This window comes from Cognatishimia sp. WU-CL00825 (genome assembly GCF_040364665.1).
Classification (GTDB): domain Bacteria; phylum Pseudomonadota; class Alphaproteobacteria; order Rhodobacterales; family Rhodobacteraceae; genus Cognatishimia.
This window is the reverse complement of record NZ_BAABWX010000008.1, coordinates 60,593-74,749: the sequence shown is the minus strand read 5'-3', so window position 1 is coordinate 74,749 and position 14,157 is coordinate 60,593. Positions and strand designations below refer to the sequence as shown.

The window sequence follows — 14,157 nt, the reverse complement described above, 5'->3', positions numbered from 1 at the left end:
ATGGTTTTCACAAAATTCGCCCCATGGGCGGAAAACACCCATGACGTGCGCAGGATGGCCCATTGCCCACCGGCGGCCCGTATGACGGCCTCTCCGGCGGCCTTGCTGCGGCCATAGGCGTTGAGGGGGGCGATGGCATCCGTGGGGGTCCAAGGCGTTGTGCCCTGCCCGTCAAAGACGTAATCGGTAGAGACATGCAGAAAGGGAATGTGGCGTTCTGCACAGGCCATCGCCATTGCACCGGGGCTGTCGCCATTGATGACCGTGGCCCGCGCCTCTTCGTCTTCGGCGCGATCCACCGCCGTATAGGCGGCAGCATTGATCACGGCACTGGGGGCATGGTGGTGAATGGCTGCAGCGCAGGCCACTGGGTCGCTTAAGTCTGCCGCTGCGCGATCCAAACACAAGACGTCTGGATAGGTGGCCAACTCTTGGGCCACCTGCCCGGTTTTTCCAAACACCAAAATCATGTTTTGACGCCCAAACGTTGGCCAACGCCCTGACGATTTTGCAAGGCCTGCCACCAGTCCTGATTGTCCAGGTACCAACGCACGGTTTTTTCCAGACCTTCTTCGACCGTCACCGAAGGCCGCCAGCCCAATTCGTCACGCATACGGCTGGGGTCAATCGCATAGCGCGCATCGTGGCCCGGGCGATCAGCCACAAAACTGATCTGATCACCATAGGCTTTGCCATCGGGACGCGGTTGCAACCGGTCTAAAATATCGCAAAGTGTTTGCACCAGTTCCAAATTGCTACGTTCGTTTTCGCCGCCGATATTATAGCTGCGGCCCAGCTGTCCCTGTTGCAGCACCAGCAAAAGCGCGTCGGCGTGGTCTTCGACATACAGCCAATCACGGATATTGCTGCCATCGCCATAGATTGGCAGGGGCTTGCCTGCGAGGGCGTTGATGATGATCACCGGGATCAGCTTTTCGGGGAAATGATAGGGGCCGTAGTTGTTGGAACAATTGGTCAGCACCACCGGCAGCCCATAGGTTTCTGCCCAGGCGCGCACCAGATGGTCAGAGGCGGCTTTGGAGGCAGAATAGGGACTGCGCGGATCATAGGCGGTGTCCTCGGTAAACTGCCCGGTGGCTCCAAGCGACCCATAGACCTCGTCGGTGGAAATATGGTGAAACCGAAAGCCCTCGGGCCTGTCCTGAGCCAGCCAATATTTGCGCGCGGCCTCAAGCATATTAAAGGTGCCGGTGATGTTGGTTTCGATAAAATCACCCGGCCCATCAATCGACCGATCCACATGGCTTTCGGCGGCCAGATGCATGACAGCATCCGGGTTATATGTGTCAAAAACAGTATCTAATGCAGCGCGATCTCGAATATCAGCCTGCACAAAGTGATAACCCGGCGCATTGGCAACCCCTGCGACGTTTTCCAGACAAGCCGCATAGGTCAGCGCATCGAGATTCACCACCTCATGGCCGTCGCAAATGGCGTGGCGCACCACCGCAGAGCCGATGAATCCCGCGCCGCCTGTGACAAGAATTTTCATGATGAACCCTCCCAGACAAAGGGGCTGTCAAAATCAACCAAGGCGGGGGCAACTGCGTCTTTTTCAGACAAAACAGGCGTGCCGGCAAAATTCCAGTTAATCCCACAACTGTCCCACCGCACGGCCCCATCACAATCAGGGGCATAATAGTCAGAACATTTATAGATGATTTCGGTGTCAGGCTTAAGCGTGATAAACCCATGTAAAAACCCTTTGGGCACCAAAAGCTGCTTGCCGTTTTCTGCGCTCAGCTCGACGGCCACGCTTTGCCCATAGGTGGGCGCACCTTTGCGAATATCCACCGCGACATCCAACAAAGCGCCTTGCCCACAGCGCACCAATTTATCTTGGGCATGGGGCGGGGCCTGAAAATGCAGCCCACGTATGGTGCCAACCTCGGCTGACATCGAATGATTGTCCTGCACAAAGTCAAAATCCAGCCCGGCATCCATCATGCGCTGTTGATTCCAACTTTCGCTAAAAAAGCCACGCGCATCGCCAAAGCGTTGGGGGGTTAAAATAAGGACACCAGAGAGGGCGGTCTGTTCAACATGCATCATTTTATTGTCTCAAATAAATTGTTTAAGCCTGCATACAACGCCCTCCCCGACAGGAGAAGCCAGTAACACAAAACCAGGCCTATCCAGGCCTATACCGTGCCAACCCGCGTTTTGACCCAGCCCAGAAAGGCTTTGTCGGCATTCATCAAACGCGGTTTGCCGCTGTCCGCCCAGAAACTGTGCCAGTCCGCTTGGAGCGCATAGACGTCGACACCGGGGATCAGGGCGCGGGCGGCCGCATGGGCCTCGGGCGTCAGCATCGGAGCCTCGGTCGGCAGCACCACCTGACCGCGGCGGGTCACCACAATCAGATCTCCGGGCTCTTCGGTCAGGTCATAATCGGGCAGGTTGCCCTCGGTTATCATCTTGCGGAGCGCGGCGCGAAACACCCTTAGGGGCGCAGTAGAGCCTGATTTCTTATGCAGGGTGGTCACGCTGGCGCGCCATTCGGGCTGGCGGCCACAATGTTTGCGCGCCAATTCATAGAGGCGCCGTTCCAGTGGCTTGCGCAGGCCAAAGTAATCACGGCTGAGCGTCAGAACCGATTTGGATTGCACCGCCCGGAACAGCCATTCCGACAGGGTCACCATCACGCTGACCATGCGGCCCCTTTTGGCCTTGCGCACGATCTCCCAGCTTTCGATCAGACCAAAGCCGCTGGTGATCTCGGCGCCGCCGGTGGTCATATTGGTGGTAATCCGCGTGCCAGCCAAACGCTCAAACGCCTCGCGCAGGCGGGTATAGCCATCGCCGGATGTGTCGCGATTGGTGGCGATCAGCAGATCATGGGCTTTCAATTGCAACGTGCGCGAAATCTCGCGGCCCGCATTGGCCGCCGCCATCAACTGGCTGATGCAGTAAATCAGAATGTCTTTGTCATGGATGGTGGCGCGGCCCTTGACGCTGGGGGTGACCTCGATGGTGGTGCCATTATGGGCATAGCTGAGAATGCGCCGGTCTGGCCGAGTGGACAGCGAAAAAATCGGATGTTCCATCGTGCCCAGATCATCCTTGGGGCTTGCATCAAAAATATCGCAAACGAAAAAATCGCCCGCTTTGCCGCGGGTGGTCTGAAGGGCCATAGCCCCTGCCCCGCTGGAAACCAGTTGTGCCATCTGCCTGTCTCTCCTGCGCCCTGCTCGTGGTGCGCGAATCCTGCCCCCGATTTTTCGGGGTTTCAGTGACGCTCACCCTAAAGTTATCCACAGGCAGCGTCCAGCCTGCTTTCGGAGGATCAGAGTCACCGCCTCGTGGGATCAGAGTCGCAAGATCGGGGTTTCAGAGTCACGAAGCGTAAAAATACACCCCGCAAATGCCTTGAATCATTGGGCTTTGCGTCAAAGCAAAATTCCCGTAACGTTTTAATAACAGTAAATAACACTAAAAAAGATCTGATTGGCAAAACCCCAAGCCAAATTCCCAGTGTTTCCTGTTGATTTGCTTAGAAAAACCAGTGCTTGTTTGCACTTTTATTGCATGTTCGCATTTTTTTGCTATACTGATCAAAACCGCGCACATTGATGCGGATACAGGTACATTTGAGGGCAAGCAGATGAAAACCGAAGGCCGAGGCGATCTGCCTCCTTACTTCAATATTGATCCCGATCAGGCGCTAAAAACCCTGGGCGATCCCACCACCACAGCCGGCTTTGGAAGCATTGCCAAGGCCTGTGAGGCCGGGCGCAGCGATCTGGCAAGCCGGGGCCTAGAGGCCGACGGCAGCCGTCACCTGCGGCTGTTTTCCACCTGGGAGATCACCAAATATCTGATCCCTGTGGCCACCGGCCATTTCCGCCGCGTGCTCAAACAAAACCCAGATTTGCCCCAGGGCACCAGCGAGACCGCCGGGGGGGCCAAGTGGTTTACCCTGGATGAGGTGCTGCGGCTGCGGGCGCATTTTGGCCAAGAGGGATCAAAGGCCAAAGAATACCTGCCCTATCGCCCCAAGGGGCAGCCCGCCAAGATGGTCTCTGTGGCCAATTTCAAAGGTGGGGTGGGTAAGACCAGCACAGCCGCCCATCTGGCCATGAGCGCCGCGCTGGACGGCTATAAGGTGCTGGTGGTGGACCTGGACAGCCAGGGGTCTATGACCTCGGTCTTTGGCGGCAAGGTCGAGGATGAATGGCAGACGGTCTTTCCTTTGATGGCCCGCCACTATGCGCAACATTTACGGCTGGAAAATCAGCGCCGGCTGGATCGGGGTGACACACCGCATCCGCTGGATGACACTTTGACCGAGGCGCTGGACATCAAGGCGCAGGGGCTGGTGCAGAAAACCCATTGGCCCAACATTGATCTGATTGGCGCCCAGCTCAATCTCTATTGGGCGGAATTCCAGATCCCGGTCTGGCGCATGCAGGCGCGCGGCTGGAAGCTGTGGGATGCCTTGACCGAAAGCTTTGAGGCCGACGGTATTCTGGAGGACTACGATGTGATTTTCCTCGATACCCCCCCGGCGCTTGGCTATCTGACGATCAACGGATTGGCCGCCGCTGACATCCTGCTGGTGCCGATGGGGGCGTCGTTTCTGGAATTTGACAGCACGGGGCGGTTTTTTGACATGCTGCATTCGACCTTTGGCAGCATCGAGGACGCCGAGAATATGGCGGCCCGGGCCCTGGGGCGCGATGAGCTGGCCTTTCAATGGGACGCGGTGCGTACGGTGGTCACGCGCTATGATGGCACGCAACAGGCGGAACTTGCGGCTCTGATGCAGGCCTATTTGGGGCAAACCCTGTCGCCGCACCGGCAGGATTTCACCGCCTTGATCGGACAGGCGGGCGAGCAGGTTCAGGGAATTTACGAGGCGGATTACCGGGATTTCAACCGCGAGACCTATGTGCGGGGGCGCGAAACATTTGATGCGACCTATGCGGCCTTTAAACAATTGCTGATTGGCAGCTGGCGGCGGGACGAGCTGGATATGCAGCAGGCCGCCGAATGATCGGTATGCGCAGCGTACGCCGCGCTGACGGCATCTTTATCAAATTCCGCCTTGATAATGTGCATCTGGCGTTGGGGCTTAAATTGGCTCTGAATGTGGCTCTAATACAGGAGAAGACCCATGGCAAAACGTAAGCGCCTGAACCCGTCGATCGTGACCTTTGCCAACCCGGCGGTTGAGCCCTTGGCCGAAGCGGCCGCTGCCGAGGTTCTGGGCCGGCGGGCCCCAATTGCGGATGTGGCCTCGGATGCTGCTGCCATGGCGGCGATGGAAGAGATGAGCCAAGAGCTGGAGGATGCGCGCAAAAACGGCCGCATGATCCAGAACATCGCACTGAAAAACATCACATTGGATCATTTGGTGCGCGACCGGGTGGTGGTGGATGACGCAGAGATGCAGGCCTTGATGGATTCGATCCGGGATCGTGGTCAGCAAACCCCAATCGAAGTGGTGGCGACAGGTCTGGGGTTTTACGGGCTGATCTCGGGCTGGCGGCGCTGCGAGGCCATTCGCCAGCTGCAAGAGCTGGGCGAGGGACCGGAGACTGTACAGGCCTTGCTGCGCCGACCAGAGACCGCCTCTGATGCCTATCTGGCGATGGTGGAAGAAAACGAAATCCGCGTGGGTCTTAGCTATTTTGAGCGGGCGCGCATTGCCGCCAAATCCGTAGAGCAAGGGGTGTTTGAAACCTCTAAAAAGGCTCTACTCAGCCTGTTTAGATCCGCATCGCGTACAAAACGATCCAAAATCCGGTCGTTCTTGACCGTGGTCGAGGCGCTGGATGACGTGCTGACATTTCCGCAGGCGATTGGCGAACGCATGGGGCTGATGCTGGCCAAGCAATTGGACGAGGATGCTGATTTTGCCCCAGAGCTGCGCCGCCAGCTGACCGCCGCCAAAGCGCAAACCCCAGAGGCCGAACAAGAGGTTCTGATGGCGGCGTTGCAAAGGGCCACACCGGCGGCACCTGCCAAAAAATCAGAGTCTAAACAGGCGAAATTCACCGATGATGAACTGCGCCCCGGCCTGACATTACGGTCTTATGCGGCCGGTGATCGGTTGGAATTATCCGGCAAAGCTCTGACCCCCAAACTGCGCGCGGCGTTGCTGGAGTGGTTGAAAGACCAGTCTTAAAATCGGCCACCGGTTTCTTGACTTTCACAGGGCTTGCTTTGCCGCAATGTTTCGCGCGCGAAACATTGCGCATAACCATTGGTCTTTCTTTTGATGCGGGCTTTTGATGCGGGCCCTGACCGGTTCTTTTGTTTGGCTTTCCTGCAGTTGAAAGTTAAATGAACCTTAGGATTGTTTCGACTATGAATGTTTCAGTTGATGTAAATTTTATCCAGGTTGTCGTTTTTCAGGATGATCCGGTTTTAGGGAAGCCCGCGTGCTAAATCGTATTCGAAATTTGTATTTGCGCTATGAAGACAAACATCTGGAGCTGCGTGTTTCTGGGTTTCAACTTGTGGACGCTGATGGGACGCTGATCGGCAATGTGGATTCCGTTATACTAAAGGGGAGGGCTGTGGAATTTCACGGCTGGAGTCGGTCCGAGCGGATTTCCCTGATTTCGCGCGTTGGCCAAACCAGCACGGTACCCAGCCTGTTTCGCAAAGATGTGCGCGCGGCTTTTGGCGGCTCGCCGCATGTGGGGTTTTGCCTGACCGAAGCCTACGGCAATGGGAGCTTCACCCTAAGCCTGCGCCATTCAGAGGCTGATATTGCTTTGCATGTCAGACCGATTGCGCGCTGGCGGCGGCTTTGGTCTTTGACGGTGATGAAACTCCGGTTTGTGACAGCACTCTCTGCCGCTTTGCCGGCGATTGCCAAATGGGCGCTGTTCAAAGATTTTGCCGCGCGGCATCGGGTGAAGACCATTCTGGGGTTACAGCCGATCCACACTGCCAGCCCACTGGATCCACAACAGGTGCCCCATGGGGGGCAACCTGTGGCGACGGTGGCAGAGCCGATCACCATTATCCTGCCGGTCTATAATGCGTTTGATTTGCTGCCGGAAGTGCTGGAGCGGGTGGTGGCCCATACGGATGTGCCCTGGCGGCTGGTCGTGATCGAAGACTGTTCGACGGATCAAGCTGTGCGGCCCTGGTTGCGGCAATGGGCAGCGGATCACGCGGCGGTTCAAGGGGATGACAGTGCCGTGGTTGATGTGCTGGAAAATGCAGAAAACCTTGGGTTCATTAAATCGGTTAATCGGGGGTTGGATCACGCAAGGCCCAATGGGCAGCATGTGGTTTTGCTCAATTCAGATGCCTTGGTTCCTGCGGGTTGGGCTGGTCGGTTGATCGCGCCGATTGTGCAGGATGCGGGGGTGGCAACAACCACGCCCATGTCAAATGACGCCGAAATATTTTCAGTTCCAGTCATTTGTGAACGCCGGGACCTGCAGCCGGGCCAGGCGGATGCCATTGATAAGGTGGCGCGCAACCTGCCGCCTGCCAAAACCGCGATCCAAGTGCCAACTGGCGTAGGGTTTTGCATGGCCATCAACCGCAGGTTCCTGAAAAAGATCCCGCATTTGGATACCGCCTTTGGCCGGGGGTATGGGGAAGAAGTTGATTGGTGCCAAAAGGTGCGGGCGCTTGGCGGGCGGCACGTGGCGGTGCCCAACCTGTTTGTCGAGCACCGTGGCGGCGCAAGTTTTGGCAGCTTTGAAAAGCGCAAGCTTATTCAGAAGAACAATGAAATTGTCGCCAGTCGTTATCCGGATTACGACCTGGATGTGCAACGGTTCATCAAAGCGGATCCGCTTGGCACAGCGCGGATGGTCTTGGCCATTGCCTGGGTCCATGAACTGGCCGCAGGCCGCGCGGTGCCGATCTATCTGGCCCATAGCATGGGCGGTGGTGCGGATATCTATCTGGAACAGAAAATTCAGAACAGCTGGTCTGAGGACGGGCTTGCCTCGGTTATCTTGCGGGTCGGCGGCGATCGACGCTGGCAGATTGAAATCATATGCGGCGAAAGCAGATGCAGCGGCACGCTGGATTACATCGAGGATGTGCAGCGGGTTCTGGCCCCGATTGGGCGGCGCGCGATTGTCTATTCCTGCGGCGTTGGGGACCATAGCCCTCTGACGTTGCCGCAAGATCTATTGTCGCTCAGGGTGTCAGAGGCCTGTCGTTTTGAGATTCTGGTGCATGATTATTTTATGATTTCCCCCTCTTATACTCTGCTGGATGACAATGGGGTTTTTCATGGCCTCCGCGGAAAGCCCCAAGGCGGGGATGTGGCGGGCACGTCTTTGCAGACCTGGCAGGCGCAATGGGGGCAGCTGGTTGATCATGCTGATCAGGTGACGGTGTTCTCTCAGAGCAGTCAGGACCTGTTCTTGGCCACATATCCTGAGAGCGCCGCCAAAATGTTGCTCAAACCTCATCAGCTTATTGTGGATGTGCCGCACATCGGGCCCCCGGCGCAGGCTGATCTGGCTGATCTGGCTGATCAGGTGCGGGTGGTGGCGGTGCTGGGGAACATCGGGTTTCACAAAGGGGCAGCCGTGCTTTGTGAGTTGGCCGAGCTGCTGAAATCCGAAAAGAATATTTCCCTGATGGTGTTGGGCGATGTGGATCCCAGTTATGTTTTGCCCAAAAGCGTTTATGTGCATGGCGCATATGCGCTGGAGGATCTAGAAGCGCTTGTCGCACGGTTCCAGATTACGGACTGGCTGATCCCTTCGATTTGGCCTGAAACGTTCTCCTATACCACCCACGAAGCCTTGGCGACGGGCATGCCAACCTATGCGTTTGACATTGGCGGGCAGGGAGATGCGGTTGGGCAAGCAGACAATGGACATTTGATCCCCTATTTTGGGGATATGGGCCTGGCGCAAAGCATGCAGCAAGCCATTTTGGCACAGAGAGTAGCGAACGAAGAGGACCGATTGGGTCTGGAAATGAAAGTAAATGAGTAGACAACAGGTTTCTGAAAAGCGCTTGCGTGAAGCGGGTATTGAAACATTGCGCCGCGGCGGCTTGGGGCATTCCGTGGCCTTGCCCACGCACAGTGTGTTTGAAGCACCCTGCAGTTTGAAATGGACGGAATATGAGCATTCCATCGAGCTTGGGGCTTTTTCCTATCAGGTATCGGGGTATTGTTTTGCAGCGCGCATTGGGCGGTATTGTTCGTTTGGCGAAAATGTTCAAATTGGCCGCCAAAATCATCCCATGGATTGGGTGTCGACCTCGCCGGCCTTTTATCTGGGAGACAAGCTGTTCTCGCTGGGGGATGGCTTTGAGCAGGCTGCGGAGTATCACAGCTATAAATTTGATTACACCGGTCCGCCCACCCGTGTGAAAGTGACAAAGATCGGCAACGATGTTTGGATTGGGCACGGGGCCTATATTGCGGCAGGCGTTACCATTGGCACCGGCGCGGTTGTGGCGGCCCATGCGGTGGTGACCAAAGATGTGCCGGCCTATGCGGTGGTCGCGGGCAATCCGGCGGTGATCAAAAAAATGCGGGTGCCGTCGTTTTTGATGTCGTCGATGTTGAATTCGCGCTGGTGGCGCTTTGCCCCTTGGCAATTGCAGCATCTGGATCCGTCCAACCCGCATGACTTTGTGCGCGGGGTCTATGCGATGAAAAATGTGCCAGATTTTAAGCCTGATGTTTTAGACCTGCGAAAAGATTAAATGCGCAATCCCATGACCCGCCCCACGCGGCCTGTCGTTTTTTTGCACATCCCAAAAACCGCAGGTCAGACAATCCATAATGAATTGCAGCGCGTGATTGGCGCGCGGCATGTTTCCCCGGTGCGCGTGCATACCCAAGCCGCAGAGGGTGCGGCGCAAATGCCAGCCGGATATAGGCTCTATTCAGGCCATATTGACTGGGATGTGCTGGAAACTCTGCCGGACCCGTTTACCTTTTCGGTGCTGCGGGACCCGCGTGAGCGTATCGCGTCGTTTTACTTTTTCCTGTTAAAACAGGCCGGGCAATTGACCGAGGCGGAGCTGGCCGAGCCGCATAATATTGGCAAGCGAATGGTGTTGCAGAAATCCGCAAGCGCCTATTTCTTTGGCGGAGGCCCCTGGTGGCAACGCTTTATCCACGACCATTATGACAATTTCTATTGCAGCTATTTTGCGACGCGTAAAATGCGGGGCTGGGGAGAGTTGGCACAGCAAGATCAGGCCGAGCGGGTGCATTTGGCACATCAGAATATCAGGCAGCTAGATCGGGTCTATTCCACCTTGAATCTGGCTGCTCTGGAGGATGATCTGAGTGCGCTTCTTGGGCGCCAGTTGAATGTTGTGAATACTTTTGCAAATGTGGGCAGCCTGCCTCAGGGGGAAACCCGCTGGCCCCGGCTGTTGGCGCTGTTGGACGGTGACAAGGACCGGGCCCGGCTGGATGCATTTGCTGCTGCAGATGACGCTTTGATCGAAAAAATCGGCTTGCAGGTTTAGCCGCTAGATCCGTTTTATCAACGCGAGGATCGGCAACAACAGTTGTCCGGCGGTGTCACTGCGCCGGGCGCGGCTTTGGCGCAGCGCCTGATATCTGGGGTGACGGTGCAGCAGCGTTTCTGCGGCCTGGCGGTATTCCGGCAAAAGCGTGTGGGGGGGCAGGGCCATAAGGGCCATAAGGTTGCTGGAGACCCATCGGCCGTAGGTGCCGTTGAACAAGGTGCGCAGCCGTCGCAGCCGTCCGGTCTTGTTGTTGCCCAGGCTGTTGCCCCCGTGCTGACGGTACAAAAGGCTTGGATTAGGGTCACATATCAGATCAGCCCCCGCTGCAGTGAGGCGCAAATACAGCCACCAATCATGATAGGGCAAGGTGCTTGGTGGCGGCGGATCATTGCGGATAAGCTGCAGGGCTTGCGGGTTGAGCACAATGGTGTTCCCGGCCACGACATTCTGCACCATGGCATTGTGAAAGGACGTGGCGGGCAAGGGGGGGGGCACCGGGCGCAAGGGCTGGAGCTGGGCATCGGTCAAAACGGTGGTGGCGCAGTAGAACGCTTTGTTTTCAATGCCTTGCAACTGTTGTACTGCGTTCTCCAGATGATGGGGCAGCCAGACGTCATCTTGATCTGACAGGGCCACATAGCCGGCTGGCAACGCTGGGTGGCGCAGAAGATGCATGAAATTGGCAAACAGCCCCTGTTTGGGGCCAGGTATCACTTGGATGTTGCGGTCCGGGTGGGTCTGCTGAAACTGTTTTAGGATTTTGCGTGTTGCGTCATGTGAGCCGTCATCACTGACCCAAAGCGACCAGTCCTGATGGTTTTGTTGCAGGTAAGACTCCAGCTGGTCTTGCAGGTAGGCTGCCCCGTTGTAGGCGGCCAATAAGATATGAACATGGGTCACCTGTGCAAAATTTCCCGGTGATAGCGGTGTAGGAAAACCAGCCCCACTGTGAAGCTGACGCTGCTGATGATCATGACATAAAGCGGGCTGGCCCAGGGCGCATCATAACTTGTGTAAAAGGCAGAGCGCATGATGGCGATGATATGCACCAGCGGGTTGTACCATAGAAAGTCCCGAAAGGGCTGTGGCACGGTTTCCAGTAGAAAAATGATCCCGGAGATCAAGAACAAGGGGCGGGTGACAACGGACCAGATGCGTTGCCACACCGGATACATGGAGGCCAGAAAGCAATTGAGGGTGCCAATGCCCAAAGCCAGGCTGGCGGTGAGGGAAAAGGCCAGGAGGATTTTGAGTAATTCCAGCGTTGTTCGGGTCTCAAAAAACCACAAAATACCGGTGATCAGGATCAGCGACACCAGCATTTGGGTCATCATGTTCAGCAGGAACCGTCCGAAAATAGCATCGATATAGGTGACGCTGGGATAGGCGAGCAGCGATTTGGAATAATTGATGGCTGAGGCGACGGTGCCGCTGACGTTGTTATAGGCCATGAAAGGCAACATGCCGCTGGCGTAAAAGATCGCAAAGTTATTGCCAAGGGGCGGAGAGCGGAACCCCAGAGAGAAGATGATGGTCAGCAGGGTGATGGCGGCGGCGGGTTCCACGATAGACCACATATAGCCCCCGGGGGACCGCCCATAGGCGGTGGTCATTTCGCGCAGGATCAGCGCAAGAACCGCGCGCAGAGAGGCAAACTTCCTGCGCGGATGCTTGCTTGGCGGGGTCGAGGTGGCTGGAAAAACAATATCGCCCGGCATTGGAGGGCCCCATCTATTCTGGTAAATCACTGTCAGATTATATAGCTACAAAGTAGCCAAACACTTTATATGATGCGAGTCCATTTTGACCACGCCTTCAGCTTCAAAATCGCCACAGAGTCCCACAAAACCTGTGCCTGTTCCCAGCAAACCCGCGGCGGCAACGCCCAGCCAACGCCCGCCGGTCAACACCGCGCGACTCAAACGTCGCCATGGGATGGTGATTCTCAGCTTCTTGTGTTTTGTCCTGCTGCCTGCGGCCCTGACCGCCTGGTACCTTTGGACGCGCGCGGCGGATCAATATGCCAGCCGGGTGGGGTTTTCGGTGCGCACCGAAGAAGCCGGCTCTGCGATTGAATCAATTGTGGGGATTGCGCAGCTGTCGGGATCCAGTTCGTCAGACACAGATATCTTATATGAATATTTGCAAAGCCAAGAACTGGTTCAAGAGGTGGATGACGCGCTGGACCTACAGACGATCTGGGCCAAGGCAGACCCGGATATCGACCCGATCTTTGCCTATGATCCGACAGGCACCATCGAGGATCTGTTGCGCCACTGGCAGCGTAAGGTCAAAGTCTATTATGACAGTGGCACCGGTTTGATAGATATTCGGGTGCTGACTTTTGATCCCGAGGATTCACGGGTCATCAATGAATTGATCTATGAAAAAAGCAGCCTGATGATCAACAAGCTGTCCGCCATTGCCCGCGAAGATGCGGTGAGCTATGCGCGTGACGAGTTGGCGCAGGCCGAAGACCGGCTGAAAGCGGCGCGTTTGGCGCTGCTGAGCTTTCGCAACCGCACCCAGATTATCGACCCCACCATTCAGACGCAGACCCAATCTGGTTTGATCGGGGCGCTGGAAACCCAGCTTGCAGACGCGCAGATCAACCGCGCCCTGTTGCAGGAGACCACACAGGCCGGTGACCCGCGGGTTGTCGAGGTCGAACGGCGGATCAGGGTGATCCAAGATCAGATCGCCAAAGAGCGGGCCAAATTGGGCCTGTCCAATGCCCAGGCCGATACGTCGGTGGCCACAATGGTCGGGGAATTTGAGGCCCTGTCGGTGGAGTTGGAATTTGCGCAACAGGCCTATACGGCCACCCGGGTGGCCTTTGACACAGCGCGCAATGATGCGCGGCGCCAAAGCCGGTATCTGGCGGCGCATGTGGCCCCCACCAAGGCGGAAAAAGCGGAATATCCGGAACGGGAAATTCTGTTTGTGTTGATCACATTGTTCTTGTTTCTGGGCTGGGCGGTCAGCGTGCTGATGGCCTATGCATTGCGCGACCGGCGCTAAGGGCAGGGCGATGATTGAACTGCGCAATCTTTCCAAAGTCTTTCGCCTGCGCGGGCGGGAGAAAGTGGTGTGCAACAATCTGAATGTGGTGTTTCCGTCCAAGACCTCGGTGGCGTTGCTGGGGCGCAATGGCGCAGGCAAAAGCACATTGCTGAAAATTATTTCCGGCACGATGGATCCGACATCCGGGGAGGTGATCAGCGATGGGCGCATTTCCTGGCCTGTGGGGTTTGCAGGGTCGTTTCACGGTGAGTTAACCGGGGCGCAGAATACAAAATTCATCTCGCGCATCTATGGGATGGACACCGAAGAAATGGTGGATTTTGTGCAGGACTTTGCCGGTCTGGGCGCGCATTTTCATCTGCCATTTCGCACCTATTCTGCGGGCATGAAATCCCGATTGGCCTTTGGGGTCAGCATGGCGGTGCCCTTTGATACCTATCTGGTGGATGAGGTGACATCGGTGGGGGATGCGTCGTTTCGCGCCAAATCCAGCGCGCTGTTCAAAGCCCGCATGGAAAATGCCGGGGCTTTTGTGGTGAGCCATTCCCTGGGCATGATACGTGGGCTATGTGACACCGGGGTGGTCTTGGAAGATGGCCAGGCGACCTATTACGAAGATCTGGAAGAAGCGATAGCCCATCACCAGCGCAATATGGTGCCGGGCAAATAGGCCGCATCAAA

General features: G+C 56.5%; 14 protein-coding genes. 8 read left to right on the top strand and 6 right to left on the bottom strand.

Annotated elements, in window-relative coordinates; all coding sequences use genetic code 11:
* From ABXG94_RS16855 to ABXG94_RS16840, 4 genes are all read right to left on the bottom strand, one after another.
* A partial coding sequence (locus ABXG94_RS16855) for an SDR family oxidoreductase (RefSeq protein ID WP_353536154.1) occupies positions 1 to 470 on the bottom strand: 470 nt, incomplete at its 3' end.
* Positions 467 to 1,513 carry a dTDP-glucose 4,6-dehydratase gene (rfbB, locus tag ABXG94_RS16850; protein WP_353536153.1) on the bottom strand — a complete coding sequence of 349 codons (1,047 nt, stop codon included), beginning with the start codon at positions 1,511 to 1,513 and terminating at the stop codon, positions 467 to 469. The genes rfbB and ABXG94_RS16855, both read right to left, overlap by 4 nt.
* Positions 1,510 to 2,070, bottom strand: a complete 561-nt coding sequence (gene rfbC, locus ABXG94_RS16845) for a dTDP-4-dehydrorhamnose 3,5-epimerase (protein WP_353536156.1) — start codon at positions 2,068 to 2,070, stop codon at positions 1,510 to 1,512. The genes rfbB and rfbC overlap by 4 nt, the downstream gene beginning before the upstream one ends.
* Positions 2,071 to 2,162: 92 nt before the next feature.
* Positions 2,163 to 3,155 carry a replication initiator protein A gene (locus tag ABXG94_RS16840; RefSeq protein ID WP_353536155.1) on the bottom strand — a complete coding sequence of 331 codons (993 nt, stop codon included), beginning with the start codon at positions 3,153 to 3,155 and terminating at the stop codon, positions 2,163 to 2,165.
* Positions 3,156 to 3,625: 470 nt separating this feature from the next.
* Here ABXG94_RS16840 and ABXG94_RS16835 point away from each other — a divergent pair, with 470 nt between their 5' ends.
* From ABXG94_RS16835 to ABXG94_RS16810, 6 genes are all read left to right on the top strand, one after another.
* Complete coding sequence (locus ABXG94_RS16835) at positions 3,626 to 5,017, top strand: AAA family ATPase (RefSeq protein WP_353536152.1); 1,392 nt, start codon at positions 3,626 to 3,628, stop codon at positions 5,015 to 5,017.
* Positions 5,014 to 5,151 carry a hypothetical protein gene (locus ABXG94_RS16830; RefSeq protein ID WP_353536151.1) on the top strand — a complete coding sequence of 46 codons (138 nt, stop codon included), beginning with the start codon at positions 5,014 to 5,016 and terminating at the stop codon, positions 5,149 to 5,151. The genes ABXG94_RS16835 and ABXG94_RS16830 overlap by 4 nt, the downstream gene beginning before the upstream one ends.
* A complete protein-coding gene (locus ABXG94_RS16825; RefSeq protein ID WP_353536150.1) occupies positions 5,138 to 6,151 on the top strand; it encodes a ParB/RepB/Spo0J family partition protein in 1,014 nt (337 codons plus the stop codon). Before ABXG94_RS16830 ends, ABXG94_RS16825 begins: the two co-directional genes overlap by 14 nt.
* 256 nt (positions 6,152 to 6,407) lie before the next feature.
* The gene (locus ABXG94_RS16820) at positions 6,408 to 8,951 is read left to right on the top strand and encodes a glycosyltransferase (protein WP_353536149.1); all 2,544 of its coding nucleotides are present in this window, start codon (positions 6,408 to 6,410) and stop codon (positions 8,949 to 8,951) included.
* The gene (locus ABXG94_RS16815) at positions 8,944 to 9,672 is read left to right on the top strand and encodes a CatB-related O-acetyltransferase (RefSeq protein WP_353536148.1); all 729 of its coding nucleotides are present in this window, start codon (positions 8,944 to 8,946) and stop codon (positions 9,670 to 9,672) included. Before ABXG94_RS16820 ends, ABXG94_RS16815 begins: the two co-directional genes overlap by 8 nt.
* A gap of 12 nt (positions 9,673 to 9,684) precedes the next feature.
* Entirely contained in the window at positions 9,685 to 10,449 is a 765-nt protein-coding gene (locus tag ABXG94_RS16810; RefSeq protein WP_353536147.1) for a sulfotransferase family 2 domain-containing protein, read from the top strand.
* Between the two features lie 3 nt (positions 10,450 to 10,452).
* Here the strand turns inward: ABXG94_RS16810 and ABXG94_RS16805 are convergent, their stop codons facing one another.
* Entirely contained in the window at positions 10,453 to 11,352 is a 900-nt protein-coding gene (locus ABXG94_RS16805) for a glycosyltransferase (protein ID WP_353536146.1), read from the bottom strand.
* Positions 11,349 to 12,170, bottom strand: coding sequence for an ABC transporter permease (locus tag ABXG94_RS16800; RefSeq protein ID WP_353536145.1), 822 nt, complete (start codon positions 12,168 to 12,170; stop codon positions 11,349 to 11,351). The genes ABXG94_RS16805 and ABXG94_RS16800 overlap by 4 nt, the downstream gene beginning before the upstream one ends.
* Before the next feature lie 217 nt (positions 12,171 to 12,387).
* Here ABXG94_RS16800 and ABXG94_RS16795 point away from each other — a divergent pair, with 217 nt between their 5' ends.
* Both ABXG94_RS16795 and ABXG94_RS16790 read left to right on the top strand, forming a co-directional pair.
* Positions 12,388 to 13,473 (top strand): KpsE/RkpR family capsule polysaccharide export protein, encoded by a 1,086-nt coding sequence (locus ABXG94_RS16795; RefSeq protein ID WP_353536144.1) that lies wholly within the window; start codon positions 12,388 to 12,390, stop codon positions 13,471 to 13,473.
* A 10-nt stretch (positions 13,474 to 13,483) separates the two neighbouring features.
* Positions 13,484 to 14,146, top strand: coding sequence for an ABC transporter ATP-binding protein (locus ABXG94_RS16790; RefSeq protein WP_353536143.1), 663 nt, complete (start codon positions 13,484 to 13,486; stop codon positions 14,144 to 14,146).
* The last annotated feature ends 11 nt before the right edge of the window (positions 14,147 to 14,157 follow it).

Excerpts from the sequence above, each read along its gene's own strand:
- rfbB (WP_353536153.1), bottom strand. The coding sequence starts at position 1,513 with ATGAAAATTCTTGTCACAGGCGGCGCGGGATTCATCGGCTCTGCGGTG.
- rfbC (WP_353536156.1), bottom strand. The coding sequence starts at position 2,070 with ATGCATGTTGAACAGACCGCCCTCTCTGGTGTCCTTATTTTAACCCCC.
- ABXG94_RS16840 (WP_353536155.1), bottom strand. The coding sequence starts at position 3,155 with ATGGCCCTTCAGACCACCCGCGGCAAAGCGGGCGATTTTTTCGTTTGC.
- ABXG94_RS16835 (WP_353536152.1), top strand. The coding sequence starts at position 3,626 with ATGAAAACCGAAGGCCGAGGCGATCTGCCTCCTTACTTCAATATTGAT.
- ABXG94_RS16830 (WP_353536151.1), top strand. The coding sequence starts at position 5,014 with ATGATCGGTATGCGCAGCGTACGCCGCGCTGACGGCATCTTTATCAAA.
- ABXG94_RS16825 (WP_353536150.1), top strand. The coding sequence starts at position 5,138 with ATGGCAAAACGTAAGCGCCTGAACCCGTCGATCGTGACCTTTGCCAAC.
- ABXG94_RS16815 (WP_353536148.1), top strand. The coding sequence starts at position 8,944 with ATGAGTAGACAACAGGTTTCTGAAAAGCGCTTGCGTGAAGCGGGTATT.
- ABXG94_RS16810 (WP_353536147.1), top strand. The coding sequence starts at position 9,685 with ATGACCCGCCCCACGCGGCCTGTCGTTTTTTTGCACATCCCAAAAACC.
- ABXG94_RS16800 (WP_353536145.1), bottom strand. The coding sequence starts at position 12,170 with ATGCCGGGCGATATTGTTTTTCCAGCCACCTCGACCCCGCCAAGCAAG.
- ABXG94_RS16795 (WP_353536144.1), top strand. The coding sequence starts at position 12,388 with ATGGTGATTCTCAGCTTCTTGTGTTTTGTCCTGCTGCCTGCGGCCCTG.
- ABXG94_RS16790 (WP_353536143.1), top strand. The coding sequence starts at position 13,484 with ATGATTGAACTGCGCAATCTTTCCAAAGTCTTTCGCCTGCGCGGGCGG.